This is a genomic window from Caballeronia sp. LjRoot31 (assembly GCF_964253885.1).
Lineage (GTDB): Bacteria > Pseudomonadota > Gammaproteobacteria > Burkholderiales > Burkholderiaceae > Caballeronia.
The window spans coordinates 843,102-861,111 of sequence record NZ_CAXURX020000002.1; the positions used below are offsets into that span (position 1 = coordinate 843,102).

16 protein-coding genes are annotated in these 18,010 nt (G+C 60.5%); 12 read left to right on the top strand and 4 right to left on the bottom strand.

What is annotated here, in order from left to right; genetic code table 11:
• Positions 1–56: 56 nt before the first annotated feature.
• The 6 genes from ACSQ8V_RS22145 (at position 57) to ACSQ8V_RS22170 (ending at position 7,596) form a co-directional block, all read left to right on the top strand.
• On the top strand, positions 57–1,697 hold the full coding sequence (locus tag ACSQ8V_RS22145) for a peptide ABC transporter substrate-binding protein (RefSeq protein ID WP_213762081.1): 1,641 nt from the start codon (positions 57–59) through the stop codon (positions 1,695–1,697).
• 104 nt (positions 1,698–1,801) lie between these two features.
• Positions 1,802–1,984: a hypothetical protein gene (locus ACSQ8V_RS22150; RefSeq protein WP_436207167.1), complete on the top strand. Its 183-nt coding sequence runs from the start codon at positions 1,802–1,804 to the stop codon at positions 1,982–1,984.
• A complete protein-coding gene (locus tag ACSQ8V_RS22155; protein WP_436207168.1) occupies positions 1,977–3,827 on the top strand; it encodes an extracellular solute-binding protein in 1,851 nt (616 codons plus the stop codon). The genes ACSQ8V_RS22150 and ACSQ8V_RS22155 overlap by 8 nt, the downstream gene beginning before the upstream one ends.
• A gap of 7 nt (positions 3,828–3,834) precedes the next feature.
• Positions 3,835–4,881 carry a microcin C ABC transporter permease YejB gene (locus tag ACSQ8V_RS22160; protein WP_436207169.1) on the top strand — a complete coding sequence of 349 codons (1,047 nt, stop codon included), beginning with the start codon at positions 3,835–3,837 and terminating at the stop codon, positions 4,879–4,881.
• Positions 4,835–5,986 carry an ABC transporter permease gene (locus ACSQ8V_RS22165; protein ID WP_436207170.1) on the top strand — a complete coding sequence of 384 codons (1,152 nt, stop codon included), beginning with the start codon at positions 4,835–4,837 and terminating at the stop codon, positions 5,984–5,986. The genes ACSQ8V_RS22160 and ACSQ8V_RS22165 overlap by 47 nt, the downstream gene beginning before the upstream one ends.
• Positions 5,983–7,596: an ABC transporter ATP-binding protein gene (locus tag ACSQ8V_RS22170; RefSeq protein ID WP_436207171.1), complete on the top strand. Its 1,614-nt coding sequence runs from the start codon at positions 5,983–5,985 to the stop codon at positions 7,594–7,596. The genes ACSQ8V_RS22165 and ACSQ8V_RS22170 overlap by 4 nt, the downstream gene beginning before the upstream one ends.
• Positions 7,597–7,647: 51 nt before the next feature.
• On the opposite strand, the gene ACSQ8V_RS22175 is transcribed toward ACSQ8V_RS22170, so the two are convergent.
• Entirely contained in the window at positions 7,648–8,736 is a 1,089-nt protein-coding gene (locus ACSQ8V_RS22175; RefSeq protein WP_436207172.1) for a hypothetical protein, read from the bottom strand.
• Positions 8,737–9,552: 816 nt separating this feature from the next.
• Here ACSQ8V_RS22175 and ACSQ8V_RS22180 point away from each other — a divergent pair.
• The 4 genes from ACSQ8V_RS22180 to ACSQ8V_RS22195 all read left to right on the top strand — a co-directional run bounded on the left by ACSQ8V_RS22180 (position 9,553) and on the right by ACSQ8V_RS22195 (position 13,789).
• On the top strand, positions 9,553–10,407 hold the full coding sequence (locus tag ACSQ8V_RS22180) for an oxidoreductase (protein ID WP_436207173.1): 855 nt from the start codon (positions 9,553–9,555) through the stop codon (positions 10,405–10,407).
• Positions 10,408–10,788: 381 nt separating this feature from the next.
• Positions 10,789–11,754 carry a LysR family transcriptional regulator gene (locus tag ACSQ8V_RS22185; RefSeq protein WP_436183721.1) on the top strand — a complete coding sequence of 322 codons (966 nt, stop codon included), beginning with the start codon at positions 10,789–10,791 and terminating at the stop codon, positions 11,752–11,754.
• A gap of 58 nt (positions 11,755–11,812) precedes the next feature.
• Positions 11,813–12,607, top strand: a complete 795-nt coding sequence (gene hutG, locus ACSQ8V_RS22190) for an N-formylglutamate deformylase (RefSeq protein WP_436183722.1) — start codon at positions 11,813–11,815, stop codon at positions 12,605–12,607.
• A gap of 156 nt (positions 12,608–12,763) precedes the next feature.
• On the top strand, positions 12,764–13,789 hold the full coding sequence (locus ACSQ8V_RS22195) for an aldo/keto reductase (protein ID WP_213762089.1): 1,026 nt from the start codon (positions 12,764–12,766) through the stop codon (positions 13,787–13,789).
• A gap of 76 nt (positions 13,790–13,865) precedes the next feature.
• Here the strand turns inward: ACSQ8V_RS22195 and ACSQ8V_RS22200 are convergent, their stop codons facing one another.
• The 3 genes from ACSQ8V_RS22200 to ACSQ8V_RS22210 form a co-directional block, all read right to left on the bottom strand.
• Positions 13,866–14,186: a HigA family addiction module antitoxin gene (locus tag ACSQ8V_RS22200; protein WP_436207174.1), complete on the bottom strand. Its 321-nt coding sequence runs from the start codon at positions 14,184–14,186 to the stop codon at positions 13,866–13,868.
• 109 nt (positions 14,187–14,295) lie between these two features.
• On the bottom strand, positions 14,296–14,883 hold the full coding sequence (locus ACSQ8V_RS22205; RefSeq protein ID WP_213762090.1) for a MarR family winged helix-turn-helix transcriptional regulator: 588 nt from the start codon (positions 14,881–14,883) through the stop codon (positions 14,296–14,298).
• 116 nt (positions 14,884–14,999) lie between these two features.
• Positions 15,000–15,989 (bottom strand): LysR substrate-binding domain-containing protein, encoded by a 990-nt coding sequence (locus ACSQ8V_RS22210; protein WP_436207175.1) that lies wholly within the window; start codon positions 15,987–15,989, stop codon positions 15,000–15,002.
• Positions 15,990–16,082: 93 nt separating this feature from the next.
• On the opposite strand from ACSQ8V_RS22210, the gene ACSQ8V_RS22215 reads away from it, so the two are divergent.
• Together ACSQ8V_RS22215 and ACSQ8V_RS22220 are read left to right on the top strand one after the other, a co-directional pair.
• Positions 16,083–16,862, top strand: coding sequence for a transporter substrate-binding domain-containing protein (locus ACSQ8V_RS22215; RefSeq protein ID WP_213762092.1), 780 nt, complete (start codon positions 16,083–16,085; stop codon positions 16,860–16,862).
• 20 nt (positions 16,863–16,882) lie between these two features.
• Positions 16,883–18,004 carry a succinylglutamate desuccinylase/aspartoacylase family protein gene (locus ACSQ8V_RS22220; RefSeq protein WP_436207176.1) on the top strand — a complete coding sequence of 374 codons (1,122 nt, stop codon included), beginning with the start codon at positions 16,883–16,885 and terminating at the stop codon, positions 18,002–18,004.
• The last annotated feature ends 6 nt before the right edge of the window (positions 18,005–18,010 follow it).

Genomic DNA, 18,010 nt, shown 5'->3' on the forward strand with positions numbered 1-18,010 from the left:
GCTCAAGGCCGCAGTCAAAGCCGAGCGCGGAAGTCACGAATACCAGGAGTTTCCAGATGTTTTTCGCGCCACGTCCTTATCCTTCAATCCGTCTTCGCTGTGCATCCGCGGCACTTGTTCTGGGCGGCTTCATGCTCGCCGGCGCCGCGCAGGCAGCGATCATTCCTCCTGGCGTGCAACTCGCTGCGAAGCAGGAACTGGTGCGCAACAACGGCACTGAAGTGGAGACGCTTGATCCGAACGTGGCGGAATCAGTGCCGGCCAATACCGTGGCGCGCGATCTGTTTGAAGGGTTGACCGCGACGCGTGCGGACGGTGAGACCGTCCCCGGCGTCGCGGAAAAGTGGGAAATGAAGGACCCCACTACGTGGGTCTTTCATCTGCGAAGGAATGCGAAGTGGTCCAACGGCGACCCGGTTGTCGCCGCTGACTTTGTCTACGGATGCCAGCGTCTCGTCGATCCAAAAACGGCTTCGCCGTACGCGACCACCTACGGCATGTTCCTCCTTAACGGAACAGACATTGTCGCGGGCAAGAAACCGGTGGCGTCGCTTGGCGTGAGCGCACCCGACCCGTACACGGTCGAAATCAGGACGCCCTATCCAGTGCCGTTCCTGCCTGACCTGATGTCGAATACGAACCTTGGGCCGGTAAACAAGGCGGCCGTCGAAAAGTACGGCCGCGACTGGACCAAACCCGGCAAGCTGGTCAGCAATGGCGCGTTCATGCTGAAGGACTGGCAGGTGAACAACCGCCTTGTGCTGCAAAAGAACCCGCAGTACTGGAATGCTGCTTACGTGCAATTGAACCAGGTCACATACCTGCCGGTGGAGGATGAAAACACAGACGTGGATCTGTACAAGTCCGGCGGTGACGATTGGGTGAACCAGCTTCCCTCGGGCACCTATGCCCGCTACAAGGAGCAGTACCCGAACGAGATGCGTGCGGCGCCCATGCTCGGTTTGCGCTATTACTCGTTCAACAACAAAGACCCGCTCCTGAAAGACGTACGTGTGCGCCAGGCGCTGTCCATGGTCATCGACCGGGACATTCTCGCGCAGCGTGTAACTGCTGACGGCCAGATCCCGGCGTATGGCGTGATCGTGAAGGGCGTGAAGGGCGCCGACGTCAGCGCGTACGACTGGGCCTCGTGGCCCATGGCGAAGCGCGTGGACGAAGCGAAAAAGCTGCTGGCTGAGGCAGGCGTGAAACCTGGCACCAAGTTGCAGTTCGTCACGAACACGAGTGAGTATCACAAGAAGATGGCGATCTTCGCGGCTTCCGAATGGAAGACGAAACTAGGCCTGGATACTGAAATCCAGGCGATGGAATTCAAGGTGTTGCTCAAGAAGCGGCACGACGGCGACTACCAGATTGCACGCAATGGCTGGGTGGCGGATTACAACGACGCAAGCACGTTCCTCACGCTGGTTCAATGCGGTTCCGAGCAGAACGACAACCAGGCGTGCAACCCCAAAGCCGATGCGTTGATGCACGAGGCGTCCAACTCCACCGACCCGGCCACGCGCCAGCGGTTGCAGACCGAAGCGGCCAAGGTGGCAATGGAAGATTATCCGATGCTGCCGCTGCTGCAATACACGCTGGTGCGGTTGGTCAAGAGTTACGTGGGCGGCTATTCCACGAAAAACCCGATGGATCACTACCGCAGCGAAGACATGTACATCATCAAGCATTGAGCGCGGTGCTGCGCTTGCGCCGGCCGCTCGACTTCCGCGCGGCAAGGGCCCCGCGGCGCGTTTTCATCCGGACGCACGCGCCCATTTCATTCTCCAGGCTTGTTATGAACGAACCGTGTCATCCCCTGAAAGGCGCGCTGTGGGCGCCGGTACATTCGGAACATCGGCCGCCGATAGGCGTGTTTATCGCAGCCGGCAAGGGATATAAAGGCGAGAAGAACCCGCAGCCGAATATGGGTGACGCGCAGTTCCCGGTCAAGACAGCGGCGGCAAGGGACGATGAATAGACGCTGCATCAGAAACTGCGCCACGCTGGGGTTTGCGGCACTGCTCGTTGCATCGCAAGCGTTCGCGAGGCCGTCGATCGCGCAATACGACGAGCCGAAGTATCCGGCGAACTTCACGCACTTCGACTATGCCGACCCGGACGCGCCGGCTAACGGCGACATGAATTTCCAGAACTATGATGAACTGCAAAGCTACGATTCGATGAATCCCTTCCTGGTCCGCGGCGCACCGGCGCCCGACCTGAAGAACCTGATGTTCGACACGCTGATGCAGCGAAGCTGGGACGAACTGGCGTCGGAGTATCCAGTGATCGCGGACGACGTGGAGGTGGCTCCGGACGGCAAGTCGGCCACGTTCCATATCAATCCGAAGGCGCGTTTTTCCAATGGCGACCCGATCACCGCCGCCGATGTGAAGTATTCATACGACACGTTGGCCAGCCATCAGGTCTCGCCGATCTACAACTCGCAGTTCGCCAACATCAGCCGCGCGACCGTGGTCGATCGCTTGACGGTGCGCTTCGACTTCAGGGAAGCGCGCCGCGATGCGCCGCTGATCGCAGGCGACCTGCCGGTTTTCTCGCCGAAGTGGGGTATGAAAGCGGACGGCACGCGTCCGCCGTTCGATCAGATATCGGATGTGCCACCGGTGGCAAGCGGTCCTTACCTGATCGAACAGCGCAAGAACGACAAGCAGATCACTTACAGGCGCAACCCGGATTACTGGGCCGCCGACCTGCCGTCGCGACGCGGCATGTACCGCTTCCAGCGCATCACGTTCCGGCTGTTCACCGATCACTACACGTCGCTGGAAGATTTCAAGGCGGGCCACACCGATCTGCGTGCAGAGTATTCATCATCGACCTGGGCGCGCAAGTACGTCGGCAAGAACTTCAGCAATGGGTCGCTCAAAAAAGGCGAGTTCCCCGATGGCCCGGCGCAGATGCAGGGCCTGATTTTCAATACCCGCAAGCCGCTGTTCTCGGACACTCGCGTGCGTCGGGCGCTGACGCTCGCTTTTGACTACGACTGGCTGAACCGGCTGGCGTTCTATGGTCAATATCGTCGCACGGGAAGTTACTTCCAGGACTCCCCATTCGGTGCGACCGGCGTGCCGGATGCGAAAGAGTTGAAGTTGCTCGAACCCTACCGGGCGACGCTTCCCGCCTCCGTGTTCGGCCCGATGCTGAAGCAGCCGGACACCGTGCCACCGCATTCGTTGCGCGCCAATTTAAGGGAAGCCCAGACGCTGCTGAACGAAGCAGGCTGGCAGTACCGTGACGGGGCATTGCGCAACGCCAGCGGCACGCCGATGACCATCGAGATCATGGACGACCAACCCGGCATGGACGGGGTCGTCTTGCCCTACATCCAGCAGTTGCAGACACTCGGTGTGCAGGCGCATCTGCGAGAACTCGACAGCGCGTTGTACGAGAAACGCATGGACGCGTTCGACTTCGACATGACTACGTATATCTACGCACCGGTCACTATTCCGGGCGGCGAATTGACGCGCCGTTTCGGCAGCGCGGCAGCCTCGCAGCCGGGCTCGGAGAATTTCCCGGGGGTCCGTTCGAAAGCCGCCGACGCAATGATCGACGCTGCGTTAAAAGCGCAGACACTCGGCGATCTGGAGACCGCCACGCGCGCGCTCGACCGGATCCTGATCAACGGGTACTACATGGTGCCGGAGTACTACTCGCCGAATACGCGGGTGGGGTACAGGGCTCGAATGGGCTTTCCCCGGGTCTCGCCGCTTTCGTACCTTGCTGAGGACTGGCTGGTCGACTACTGGTTCGTGAAGGCGCCGTCCGGTGCCACTACGGCTGCTTCAACACACTGAGATTGCCATGGCCGCTTATATCCTCAGACGCCTGTTGCTGATGATCCCCACGCTGATCGGCGTGGTCACGCTGACGTTCTTCGTGACGCAGTTCGTGCCAGGTGGACCGGTCGAGCAGATTCTGACCCAGATGCGCCATGGCGGGAGTCGCGGCGAGGCGGGCGGGGCCGGCGGCTATCACGGCAGCCAGGGTGTCGACCCGCAGCAGGTCGAGCAACTGAAGAAGCAGTTCGGCTTCGACAAGCCGCCGCTCGTGCGCTACGCGAGCATGCTCAGGAACTACGCGAGTTTCGATCTTGGTCAGTCGTACTACCAGCATCAAAGCGTCTGGGCGGTGATCCGTTCCAAGCTGCCGGTGTCCATCACGCTGGGACTCTGGACCGTGCTGCTGACCTACCTTATTGCGGTGCCGCTGGGGATTTCGAAGGCTGTTCGAAACGGCTCCCGCTTCGATACCGCCACGAGCGTGCTGGTGCTGACCGGTTACGCCATTCCCGGTTTCGTGCTGGGCGTGCTGCTGCTGATGTTATTTGGCGGCGGTACGTTGTGGCAGGTGTTCCCCATGCGCGGCCTTACCTCCGACGACTTCGACCAGCTCAGCATTGCGGGAAAGGTACTTGATTATCTGTGGCACATCGCGTTGCCGGTGACCGCTGCGGTGGTCGGCAACTTTGCGATTATCACGATCCTCACGAAGAACACGTTCCTCGAAGAGATCAGCCGGCAATACGTGCTGACTGCGCGCGCGAAAGGTGCGCCGCAACGCGACGTCTTGTGGAAACACGTACTACGCAATGCGATGATTCCACTCCTGACCGGACTGCCGGCAGCGTTTGTCGGTGCGTTCCTCAATGGCAACCTGCTCATCGAGACATTGTTTTCACTCGATGGCATGGGCCAGCTTTCCTACGACTCGGTGATCCGGCGCGACTATCCCGTCGTACTCGGTTCGCTTTACCTGTTCACCCTGATTGGTCTTGTGACCAAGCTTATTGCGGACGTTTGTTATGTCCTCGTCGACCCCCGTATCCAGTTCGACCGGCTGGACCGGTGAGAGCATGAACGTCTGCACGAATCCGATCATGGGCGAAGCCGCTATAGCAACACCCCCGCCGTCCGAGTCGCCCGGCCGTCGCGTATGGCTGCGTTTCAAGGCGCAGCGCCTGGGCTACTGGAGCACGATTGTTTTCGTGGCGTTGTTTGTCATCAGCCTGCTGGGCGAAGTGCTGGCGAACGACAAACCGCTGTTGATCCGCTACGAGGGACACTACTATTTCCCGATTGTTAAGGACTATTCGGAGAAAGTATTCGGCGGCGATTTCCCGGCGCGGGCGAACTATCTCGACCCGTATATTCGGGACCGGCTGGAATCGAAGGGTAATTTCGCGATCTATCCGCTTAATCATTTTCACTACGACACCGTCGACTATTTCGCGACCACGCCGAACCCCGCGCCGCCCTCGGCCGCCAACTGGATCGGGACGGACCAGTTCGGCCGCGACGTCCTTTCGCGGCTGCTGTACGGCTTCCGGCTCTCTGTGCTCATGGCGCTCGCACTCACCGTCTCCGGCGTCTTCCTGGGCGTCCTGACGGGCGCAGTGCAGGGTTTTTACGGCGGACGCACCGACTTGATCGGCCAGCGCCTGATCGAGATCTGGAGTTCGATGCCCGACCTGTACCTGCTGATCATCTTCGCGTCGATCTTCGAGCCGACCTTGTGGCTGCTGTTCATCCTGCTCTCGGCGTTCGGATGGCTGACGCTGTCGGACTATGTGCGCGCCGAATTCCTGCGCAACCGTTCGCTCGACTACGTTCGCGCAGCTCGCACGATGGGCTTGTCGAACTGGCAGATCATGTGGCGTCACGTGTTGCCCAACAGCCTGACTCCCGTGATCACCTTCCTGCCGTTTCGCATGAGCGCGGCGATTCTCGCGCTGACCAGCCTCGACTTCCTGGGGCTTGGCGTGCCCGCCCCGACACCTAGCCTGGGCGAGTTGCTTGCCGAAGGAAAAAATAATCTCGATGCATGGTGGATCTCCGGCGCGGCGTTCGGCGGCCTTGTCGTCACCTTGCTGCTGCTGACCTTCATGGGCGACGCATTGCGCAACGCACTCGATACCCGTACGCGCGGTTCCGCATTCGGAGGGGCACAGAAGTGAGCGTCCCTCTGTTGCAACTCGACGGTTTATCCATCAGTTTCGGCGACAAGACCGTCGTACGCGACCTGAATCTTTCTATCGGGCGTGGCGAACGCGTGGCGCTGGTGGGCGAATCGGGATCGGGCAAGAGCGTCACGGCACTGTCCATTCTGGGTCTTGCGGACAACGCTCGCCAGACTGGGCGCATCCTGCTGGACGGCGACGATCTCCTGCAAAAGACCGAGCAAGAAATGCGCGGCATTCGCGGCCGCGACGTCGCCATGGTCTTCCAGGAACCGATGACCGCGCTCAATCCGTTGTTCACTATCGGCAAGCAGATCGCGGAAAGCCTGCGTCTGCACGAAGGTTTGCGTCCCAACGCGGCCCGCGAGCGCGGTATTGAGTTATTGCGGCGCACCGGTATTCCCGAACCGGAACGGCGTATCGACAGCTTCCCGCATCAGCTCTCCGGCGGTCAGCGGCAACGCGCGATGATCGCGATGGCGCTCGCATGCCGCCCGCGCTTGCTGCTCGCCGATGAACCCACCACGGCCCTCGACGTGACCGTGCGCCAGCAGATAGTGGAACTGCTGATTGGCTTGCAGGAACAGGAGGCGGCCGAGCGCGGCATGGCGGTGCTGCTGATCACGCACGACCTGAACCTGGTGAAGCGCTTTGCGCAACGCGTGGCGGTGATGGAGAAGGGCGTGCTGGTGGAAACCAATTCGACCGCGGAACTGTTTGCGAATCCGCAGCACCCTTACACGCGCCGCCTGCTCAACAGCGAGCCTGAACGCGCGATCGATCCGATCGCCTCGAACGCGCGGCGGCTGCTCGAAGTGCAGGGCTTGTCGGTGGACTACCGGATTTCGGTGAAAGGCTGGCGGTCCACGTTTTCGAAGTCTTCATTCCGCGCTTTGCAGGACGTCGGCATCACATTGAGACGCGGCGAAACGCTCGGGATAGTGGGCGAATCCGGATCAGGAAAGTCCACGCTTGCCGCTGCCATCCTGGGTCTTCAGCGGCCGACCGAAGGGCTGATCCATATCGATGGACAGGCCTTGTCCACGCTCAAGAGCATGAACTCGCGGCGCAGCGTATCGGCGCGGCTGCAAGTAGTATTTCAGGATCCCTACGGATCATTGTCGCCGCGCATGACGATCGAGCAGATCGTGGGTGAGGGGATTGCATTGCATCGGCCGGAGGTGACGGCCACGGCGCGGCGCCAACGCGTGGTGGCGTTGCTCGACGAAGTGGGAATGCCCGCCGATGTCCTGCCGCGTTATCCCCACGAATTTTCCGGTGGTCAGCGCCAACGTATAGCCATTGCCCGGGCGCTGGCGGTCGAGCCGGAACTGCTGGTGCTCGATGAACCCACGAGCGCGCTCGATGTATCGATACAGCAGCAGGTGCTTAACCTGCTCACGCGGCTGCAGAAAAAATACACGCTGAGTTATCTGTTCATCACGCATGACCTTGCCGTGATGCGTGCGATGGCGCACAGGGTGGCGGTCATGAAGGCAGGGCGAATTGTGGAGATGGGCGACACGATGGACGTTTTGCAAGCGCCCGTGCATCCCTATACGCAGGCGCTGCTTGCGGCTTCGATCGTGGCGGGCGCGGCGGCTTGAAATGGACGGCCTCGGCAAGCGTTTGCCTCTTACGCCATTACGTTAGTCAACTCAGGACACGGGCTCGTCGCTCTTTTCGTTCAGGCGGCGCTTTACGCGCAGCGCGCTGAACGGACCGGGCTCCGGCGAGTCCGGCTCGGAATTCGGTGCGGCAGCCGGTTCGTCACCTGACGACGCCGGCTTGCCCGGCACGATCATCTTGCGCAGTTGCGGCGCGATCGAGGTCGCCTCAAAACACAACTTGATGCCGAAGCGCGCGCGGTTGAGAAGATGTGCCGTCGTCACCGTCCGCCAGAAGCGATTTGGGTCAAAGCCGGGATAACGCGCCTCGCGTTCGATCAACGCCTTGCCATCGGGCAAATGGACGAAGCAGCAATGCTGGAACCATCGAAGGTCGCGATGCGTGTTGCCGGTCCAGTGCCGGCCGATCGCCTGGTACGCTCCCAGTTCCACGATCTGCTGCCCTTCGTCGGCAAGAGTATTGAGCGCGGCGGAGACAAACGACTCGTCGCCATGATGCTGCAGGCGCTCGATCTCTCCAACATACCGTTCACAGTGCGCGCGGGCACGAGGCACCAACGCCCTTAAGAACGCGCTCGTGCTGAGCAGGAACTCCCCGCCATACCAACGCGGATTGAGCAGATGCCGGCCGGCCACGATCTCGAGATCTTTAATGACGTTGGCGCTTCCATAAGCTGGGAACACTTGGTCCGATATATCGAACGCGCCGACTCCTGCATCGGCACAGAGTTGAAGCAACTCATCGCCCAGGGGACGGATGGCGACAATGTCCGAATCGAGCAGCAACAGCAACATATCGGGTGCGAGCAGGCCGGCCACTTGTTCAAGCAGATCGAGCTTGAAGTGCGCCGCGTAGAACTCCGTGTTCCTTGGAACGTTGACGCTGGTGATCAGTTCGTGCACAAGCGGACGCCGCTCTTCCGGCACAAGGGAAAAGCATGCGTTGACCGCGTCCGGTGCATTCGTGAAGACGTTAAGCCTGGGCATGCCTGCATGAAGCAGGGTCTTGTTTAAACAAAGTGCCTGACGGGCGTAGGACAGCGGATCTTTACTCGTGCTATTGGGACTGGCGGTTGCGTCGACATCGACGAAGACCAGGGTACAAGGAAAAATTTCCATTGTTGAGTTATCCAATTCCTTAATCGAGAATTTGTTGCTGATTTGAATCGGGTCATTTGAATCACCCGCTGTTATAAGCATCGTGGAAGATACAAATACTATGTGTCCGCCAAAATGCCGGACACGTGAGACATATAGACAGGAATTAGCAGGATTCGGATTACCGCCAATGACGCACAGGGGTTCTCATTGAGCATGCTCGCAAAAGCGTAACGGACGGCAGTCGAGGCTCAGCGGGCGATGAGATCTAATGCGGTTTGAAAAATCCATTATCAAACGGCAAGAGCTACCGTGGTTTCGCAATAACAGTAAGCTTGACCGTCCTGTTTATGATCAGGACGTATATTAAATATTACCGATGCCTTTCGAGCCAAGGAACTGCACCTTTGGAGGGCGCTAGTTAATTTCGCCACGGCATAAAAACGGGGTATTAACGCACAAAAGAAATGCCTCGGAGAGGGGTTTCAGTGCATCGGTTCCTTATGGATTTCTGGGCGTTGGTAAAGTCGACATGCAGGCCGGTCCTGGACCAAACTAATGAACTAAATCAGATTCGACCTTGACCGGCTTCGATGCCCGGCTATAACCAGGACTCAAGCTGTTGCCGCCAGCAGAATCAGGCAATCGAAAGCAGCGACATCAACCGCGCCAACACAGCCGCGTCGTGCTGCGTTTGCGTATCGCGAGTAAGCTCTAGCGGGGATTTCTGCGCGGGTATGGTTCTGGCGACGCATCCTCACGCTTCGGCCCGAACGATCCCCCTCATTCCGATGCACCAATACAACCGACTTTCCGATCTATAAACAGGAGCTTTCCATGATGAATCGAGACAACCCCGTATGGCTCATCACCGGCTGCTCGACCGGCTTCGGCCATGAGCTGACAAAACTTGTACTGGAACGCGGATGGCGCGCCGTGGTGACGGCACGGGACCCGTCCAGGCTCGCGGATCTGGCCGAAGGCCATGGGGACCGCGCGCTGGTGTTGCAACTTGACGTGACCGACCGCAAGCAGATCGCCGATGTCGTCGCGAAGTCGCAGAAACATTTCGGCCGTATCGATGCGCTGGTGAATAACGCGGGCTACGGTTATCTGGCAGCGATTGAAGAAGGCGAAGACGACGCCGTACGCGCCATGTTCGAGACCAACGTATTCGGTCTGGTCGACATGACGAAGGCCGTGCTGCCCATCATGCGTGCCCAAAAAAGCGGCCTCATCGTCAACATTTCGTCGATAGGCGGGATCACGAGTTTCGCGGCCACGGGCTACTACCACGGCACCAAATACGCGGTGGAAGGCATCTCGGAGTCGTTGGCGATCGAAGTGAAACCGCTGGGCATTGACGTGCTGGTGGTTGAGCCCGGACCATTCCGTACCAACTGGGCCGGGCCGTCGATCAAGCAGTCGGCTACGCGTATTGATGACTATGCCGCGACAGCAGGCGAACGGCGCAAGCAGACCGAAGCGCGCAGCGGTAATCAGGCGGGCGATCCGGTGCGCGCGGCACAGGCGATCATTGACGCAGCACTTTCCGACACCCCGCCGCTGCGCCTGTTGCTTGGCAAAGCCGCGCTTGAACTGGCACGCAAGAAAGTCGCTTCGCTGACTCAAGACTTCGACGCGTGGGAAAAGACGACTATTGGCGCCGACTTTCCGGAAGGCGCGAGCTAAGCCGGGACATCGCGGGGCGCATGCCGGGTATTTAGCATTGGGCTGTCATGTGCCGCGCGAGGGTCTTTCTGATCCCTTGCTGCGCGTTGTAATCGAGGCGCACGCTTCTTTGGTTTTCCCTGACTGAAATGCGTGCGCCTTGACTGTTGGACACCGCCAAACGATAAAGCGCGCCTGGCGCATCTCACCCATATCCTGACTTCCGCCACGCTGCATAAGCTCCTGCGTCACCGCGATCCTGGAAACACCGCTTCCGTAGAAATTTTGCATAAGGCAAACTTATGGACATCGACGGAAAACACTGCAGCTTCGCACCGCCCTTGGCAGCACGGGCATCCTGTCATCCTTGCTAAGCTGGCGCCGCGCCAAACCGGAGCGCCCATGAGACGACCGCGTCACCCTATCGACCTGCGCGCGCTGCAGGCGTTTGTTGCCGTCTGCGATACAGGCTCGATGACCGCCGCTGCCAGGCAGCTCGGCGTGAGCCAGAGCGCGATCAGCCAGGCTGTATCCGCGCTCGAACGCGAGCAGGGTACAAGCCTGTTCGACCGGGACAGCCGGCCGCCGCGTGCCAACAGCGCAGGGCGAGCCTTGCTCGAACTGGCCACGCCCTTGCTCGATCACGCGCAACGTGTGAGTGCACGCATCGACGAGGTATCGGATGCAGGCAACGCTTCGGTTCGGCTGGGTTGCGTGGACTCGTTCGCGGCCACTATCGGTCCGGAACTGATTCGCGCACTCTCGGGTTCGTCGCGGCAGATTGCGTTGTGGTCGGGACTGACGCCGGGGCTGACCAGGCAGTTGCACGATCGCGAGATCGATCTGACCGTATGCACCCAGACTGTCATTTCGGACCCGCGCATTGTGGAGATTCCGTTGTTCTCCGAGGCGTTCGTGGCGGTTGCGTCGCGGCGCTTCCTCGCGTCGCGACCCGCGGCGGACTGGCGTATGCTCGCCGGCAATCTGCCTTTGATCCGTTATACGGGGCGCTCGGTAATCGGCCAGCAGGTCGAGCGTTTTGCGCGGCACCTCGGTATCGACAGCCCGCGGCGTTACGAATTCGACGCCACCGATCCCCTGCTCAGCCTCGTTGCCGCGGGTCTCGGTTTCGCCATCTCCACGCCGCTTTGCTTGTGGCAGGCGCGTCATTATCTGGACGAAATCGATGTCTTGCCGCTGCCACCGGGCGGCCTTGCACGCCGCGATTTTTTCCTGCTGCATCGTGAGAGCGAATGGGATGGTTTTGCGGCCGAACTGATCTCGTTGACGCGTGGCGTGCTCGACCAGCGCATTCGCCCGGCGCTTCAGCAAGCGCTACCCAACCTGCCGGACGACGCGATCCGATAACCGCTTATCGACTTCTTTCCACCCCTCTTTCTTACGCTTACTTCGCCCGGAATCCATCATGACCGATCTCTACACCTTGCATCGCGGCGACGCGCCGCTGCTTATTTCCATCCCGCACCTGGGCACTGAAATTCCCGAGAGCTTGCGGCCGCTGTACACGGACATAGCGCTAACCGTTGCGGACACCGACTGGCATCTCGACCGCCTGTATGACTTCGCCCGCGAGATGGGCGCGACGATTCTTGGCGCGCGCATCTCGCGTTATGTGATTGACCTGAACCGTCCATCGAACGATGAAAGCCTCTATCCGGGCCAGACGACAACGGGCCTGTGCCCAGGCGAAACCTTCCGTGGCATGCCGCTGTATCGCGATGGCGCGGGACCCGACGCTGCCGAGAAAGCGCGGCGCGTGGTGACTTACTGGCAGCCGTATCACGATGTGCTTGAGGCCGAACTGGCGCGGTTGCGTGCGGCGCATCCGAACGTGTTGTTGTGGGAAGCGCATTCCATTGCAAGCGTGTTGCCGCGCTTGTTCGAGGGCAAGCTTCCCGATCTGAACCTTGGTACGCAGGATGGACGCACGGCCGCGCCGGGCGCCTTGCAAGCCGTCACGAATGCCGCTGCGCGGAGCGCTTATACGTGGATTGCCAACGGCCGTTTCAAGGGCGGTTACAACACGCGTCACTTTGGAACACCCGAGACCGGCATTCACGCGATACAACTGGAAATGTGCCAGTCGACTTACATGGATGAGACGGAACCGTTCGACTACGCGCCCGAAGCAGCCGGTCAGGTTCAGGTGGTGGTGAAGGACATGGTGGGCGCGGCGCTGGATGTGATCCGGGCGCTGTAATCGCTTTAGCGTAAGCGTCTGAGTGCAGGACGGCTGCCGCCGCCAGCATCCAAGCGCGCTTTTCGACGATCTCTTAACATGGCTGATGCATTCATGAAGCTGCCTGCGTCGCCGGCGCGGTAGCAGCTCATTGGCTTTCAATGGAAAGGAGTGGACATGGAATATCGCTTACTGGGCGAAACGGGTTTCAAGGTGCCCGTGCTGAGTCTGGGCACCGCCACGTTCGGCGGCAGCAATGATTTCTTCAAGGCGTGGGGCAGCACTGATGCCGACGGCGCGCGCAGCCTGGTCGACATTGCGCTGGAGGCGGGCGTCTCGATGTTCGACAGCGCCGACGTCTATTCCGACGGCATGGCGGAGGAGATCCTCGGCAAGGCCATTGCCGGACGCCGCTCGAAGGTGATCGTATCGACGAAAGGAACGTTTCAGTTCGGCTCGGACGTGAACAGCGTTGGCTCGACCCGGCATCACTTGACGGAAGCCATCAATGGCAGCCTGAAGCGCCTGAACACCGACTACATCGATATCTATCAACTCCATGGTTTCGACGCACTGACACGCGTGGAAGAAACCTTGCGCACGCTCGACGACTTCGTGCGCGCGGGCAAGATCCGCGTGATCGGCTGCTCGAATTTTTCGGGCTGGCACTTGATGAAATCGCTGGCGGTGTCGGACCGTGAAGGGCTTGCGCGGCATTCAGTGCATCAGGCGTATTACTCGCTGATTGGCCGCGATTTCGAGCATGAACTCATGCCGCTGGGGCTGGACCAGAAGGTCTCGACCATTGTGTGGAGTCCGCTGGGGTGGGGGCGTTTGACAGGCAAGATCCGTCGCGGCAGCCCGTTGCCGGAGAACAGCCGCTTGCACAAGACGGCGGACATGGGACCGCCGGTTGCCGATGAATATGTCTACGGCATTGTGGATGCGCTGGATGCCGTGGCCAAGGAAACGGGAAAAAGCGTGCCGCAGATTGCGTTGAACTGGCTGCTGCAGCGGCCTACCGTTGCCAACGTGATTGTGGGTGCTCGCGACGAGAAGCAGTTCCGCGAGAATCTGGGCAGCGTGGGGTGGTCGTTGAGCGCGGAGCAGATTGCGGCGCTGGATAAAGCTAGCACGTTGCCGCTGCCGTATCCGTACTGGCATCAACGTGGGTTCGCGGATCGCAATCCGTCGCCGGTGTAGGGAGGGGGCGGGTGGTGGACGTACTCGCCGATTTTGTTGTGCGGGTTGCGCGTGCCACCCGCAGTTATTTCCCGGCTTAACGCAGCGAAGCGATTGATTCGTTTGCTGCACCGTTGCGCCTGATTTGCATAAGCCGATCGCCGAGTTTTTCGCGCGCCTGTTCGGTATCGTAATGCGTTTGGAGGTTCATCCAGCTTTGCGGATCGACGCCAAAAAATGCACCGAGACGAACAGCCGTGTCGGCGGTGATGGCGCGTTTGCCCTGCACGATTTCATTGATGCGACGTGCCGGTGCATCGATTGCTTTTGCGAGCGCGTACTGAGTGATGCCCATTGGGGCGAGCCATTCTTCCGCGAGGATATCGCCGGGTGTATCAAGTGGAATTTCGAGAGTCATAAGTAATCCTGGTGGTAGTCGCAGATTTCGACCTGCGTGGCGCTGCGCAATTCCAAGCAGAAGCAAAGAGGGTTGCGATCTGCTGCCTAAAGCAGCGCCATCTTCAGCCTCACCGATCCTCTACCGTATCCCCGCGCTCTGCAATAATCCGTCCCAACTCCCGTGTTGACGGCACGCGGCGCATTGGATTCGTGGACCCCAGTTCATCGTCGGCCAGGTTTTCAATCAGCGCCAGCAACACCTTCCGCGCGATCTTGATGTCGTGCTCGCTCAGGCCCACCACGCTGACTTCATTGACTTCCTCGGCGAGCGGAACGAGCTTTTCTTTCAGCGCCCGGCCCTCGGCGGTCAGGAACACGTGCACGTTTTTCTTGTTGTCCGGCATCTGCTGGCGCTCGACATAACCCAGCGCTTCCATGGCCTTGACGGCGGCAAAGGTCGTGGGCTCCATCACCCCCGCCTGCGTGCTCAGCTCGCGCTGCGTCAAGCCATCCGTCTCCCACAGGATCCGCAGGAACGTCCAGTGCCCGTACGATACGGTGTGCTCGGTAAGGCGCATCTGCATCGCGCGCACGAGCGAACGCGCGGCGTCCTTCACGAGGTGGGCGAGCCGGTCGTTGGGCACGGCGTCGTGCCAGTGACGCAGGATTGCAGCGGTTTCGCGAGGCGCGCTGTCCGCAGGTTTCTTTCGTGTCATGACCGTGTTTCCCAAAGCTCGAGATGTTGCCCAGGCCAACATGATAGCCGCTCGGAACGAACCTGAAGAACGGCGCCGCGCGGTCCGGGCGTGAGGGTGACTCAAGTGTCAAAGTGTCATGGACCAGGCGCCTCGCCTGTCACAGCGCTCGCGGGCAGCATCCTCGCAAACGACACAGCCATGGACGCCAGCTCCTGCGCGACCGGCGTCAACGGCACGCCTGCACGGCGCAGCAGACACACGCGCGTACTCAACGCCTGCTCTTTGATCGGGACAATAGCCACATGGTCCCTGAAGAACGGATGTGCCGCGAGACGCACGGGTTCGAGCGATAGATAATCGCTGTTCGCCACGCAATGCAGCGTATCGAACACAGCTTCGGTCGTGGCCGCGATACGCGGCGGTTCAAGCCCCGCGTCCTCGAACAAAGTGGACAAGCGGTTCGCGACATCGCCCGCATGGCGCGGCCGGGTGCTGACCCACTCGCAGTCCTGCAGCGCCCGCAGCGATCGCGCGCGGCCTAGCGGATGACCACGCCGCGCGATGATGGCGACGGGCGATTCAAACAGCGTGGTCGCCTCGAGATCATGGATATCCGCTTCATTCGATACCAGCGCCAAGGCGAAGTCCAGGCTGCCGTCGCGCACCCAGGCCGTCAGGACCCGCGACGTGGCGCTGGTCAGGTGAACATCTATACGCGGGCAGCGCTCGCGAAAACTTGCCAGCAGCGCGGGAAATAATCGCATCATGGCCTCAGCCGCGACGCCGAGCGAAACCTGGCCGGTCAACTCGCCACGCAACTGGCGCATTTCGTTTTCGGTTCGCACGCACTCGCCAAGAATCACGTCGGCGCGAATCCGCAAGCGCTCACCAACCGAGGTCAGGCGCGCGCCGCGATGCCCGCGCTCGAACAAGGGCCCGCCCGCGCCGGTCTCGAGTTTCCTCAACTGTTGCGTCACGCCGCTTTGTGCAATGCCGAGCCTGCGCGCCGCCGCTCTAAGACTACCGGCTTCAGCGACAGCGACGAACACGCGAAGTTGCGTCAAGGTCAGGTCCACGATGTCAGGTCCATAATTTTCACCCGGCCGATAAGTAAAAGTGATCATGATAAGTAAATCGGCCCTGTTTGGTGGCATTTTGCACTCGTACCATGCAGGCGTGTTATCCCCATCACTGCCTTGACCACTGAGTAAGCGCCGATGAAACCCCTCTCTTCGTTGCTGGCCGCCGCCGTGATTGCGGCCGTGACCCTCTCCACGCCAGCCTTCGCGAAAGACGCGAACGTATTGCGCCTGGGCATTGATCCGACGTATCCGCCCATGGACGTAAAAATGCCGGACGGCCACGTGACCGGCTTCGACGTCGATCTCGCCAACGAGATCTGCCGCCGCATCGCGATGCATTGCGAATGGGTCGAGATGGAGTTTTCCGGCATGATCCCGGCGCTGCAGGCACGCAAGATCGACGCGATCATCTCGTCGATGGCAATCACCGAAAAGCGCATGCAGCAGATCGCGTTTTCGACCAAGCTGTTCCAGTTCAAGTCCCGTTTGATCACGAAGACCGGTGCTCCGCTGACGGTCAGCGCAGAGGGTCTGCGCGGCAAGCGCATTGGCGTGCAGAGCGGCACGCAGTTCGAAACGTATGCGCAGAAGAACTGGCAGCCGGGCGGTGTGGAAGTGGTCGCGTATCAAAGTCAGGAGGGCGTCTTTGAAGACCTGACGGCCGGCCGGCTGGACGCGGCACTGCTGGGGTCGGTGGAAGCGGATAACGGCTTCCTGAAGACACCCAGAGGCAAGGGTTTCGGTTTCGTCGGCGGGCCGCTTGAGATGGGTGATCATGGCACGGGCATTGGCTTACGCAAGGACGACGTTGCGCTCAAGGCCAGCATCGATAGCGCGATAGCCGGCATGCGTGCCGACGGCACTTACCAAAAGATCGCCCGCAAATACTTCGACTTCGACGTCTACGGCAACTAACAGATTTTCAGGAGCATTCGATGCGCATCCAAAGCACGCCGCTGGTTTCCACGTCCATCGGCACACGCCGCGAGTTCGTCAGCTTTCACTTCGGTACACCGGGTACGGGCGAGAAGATCTACGTGCAGGCGTCGCTGCACGCGGACGAAATACCCGCAATGCTGACCGCCTGGCGTCTTAAGCAACGCCTGATCGAACTGGAAAACGCGGGTCGCATTCGCGGCGAGGTGATCCTGGTGCCGGTCGCAAACCCGATCGGACTCTCGCAGCATGTGCTCGGACAGTTCCTTGGGCGCTTCGAGTTGAATAGCGGCCACAACTTCAATCGCAGCTTTCCGCTGCCTGCCGCCGCTGCCTTGGTCGAGCGCGTTGGCATCCAGTGGACGCAGGACGCTGACAGCAACACGCGCTTATTGCGGCGGGCGGTATGCGACATGCTCGCCGAGGTGAAGCCGAAGAACGAGTTCGAGTCCTTGCGCCGCGAGATGCTGTTCATGGCAGCCGATGCCGATGTCATCCTCGACCTGCATTGTTCGCTTGAGGCCACCATGCACGTGTACACGAGCCCTGCGAGCTGGCCGGCGGTTGAACCGCTCGCGCGTTATCTGGGCGCAAGCGGCGTATTGCTCTGTGCGGATTCGGGCGGACAGTCGTTCGATGAAATCTACGCGCCGCTGTGGAACGACGTTCGTGCGCTTGTGGGCGAGGGCACGCCGATCGCCGCGCCTAACATTGCACTGACGGTCGAGCATCGCGGCCAGCGCGACGTGTCCTATGAGTTTTCCGAGCAGGACTCCGAAGCAATTGTCGATTACCTGACGTATCGGGGGGTGATCGACGGTGAGGCGCGTGAACTGCCGCCGCTCAACCACCCCGCAACGCCGCTGGCCGGCAGCGAGCAGTTCATTGCGCCCGCAAGCGGTGTGGTGGTGTATCGCGCACAGGTGGGGGCCCATCTGAAAGCGGGTGATCCGGTCTTCGATATCGTCGATCCGATCACGGATGAAGTGACCACGCTCACGACGAAAAACGACGGCATCTTTTATATGCGCCGGGCGATTCGCTTCGTGATCGCCGGCGCACCGATGGGCCGTGTAACGGGTGCAGTCCCGTTCAGGACCGGGGTGTTGATCGGCGCGTAAATAGCG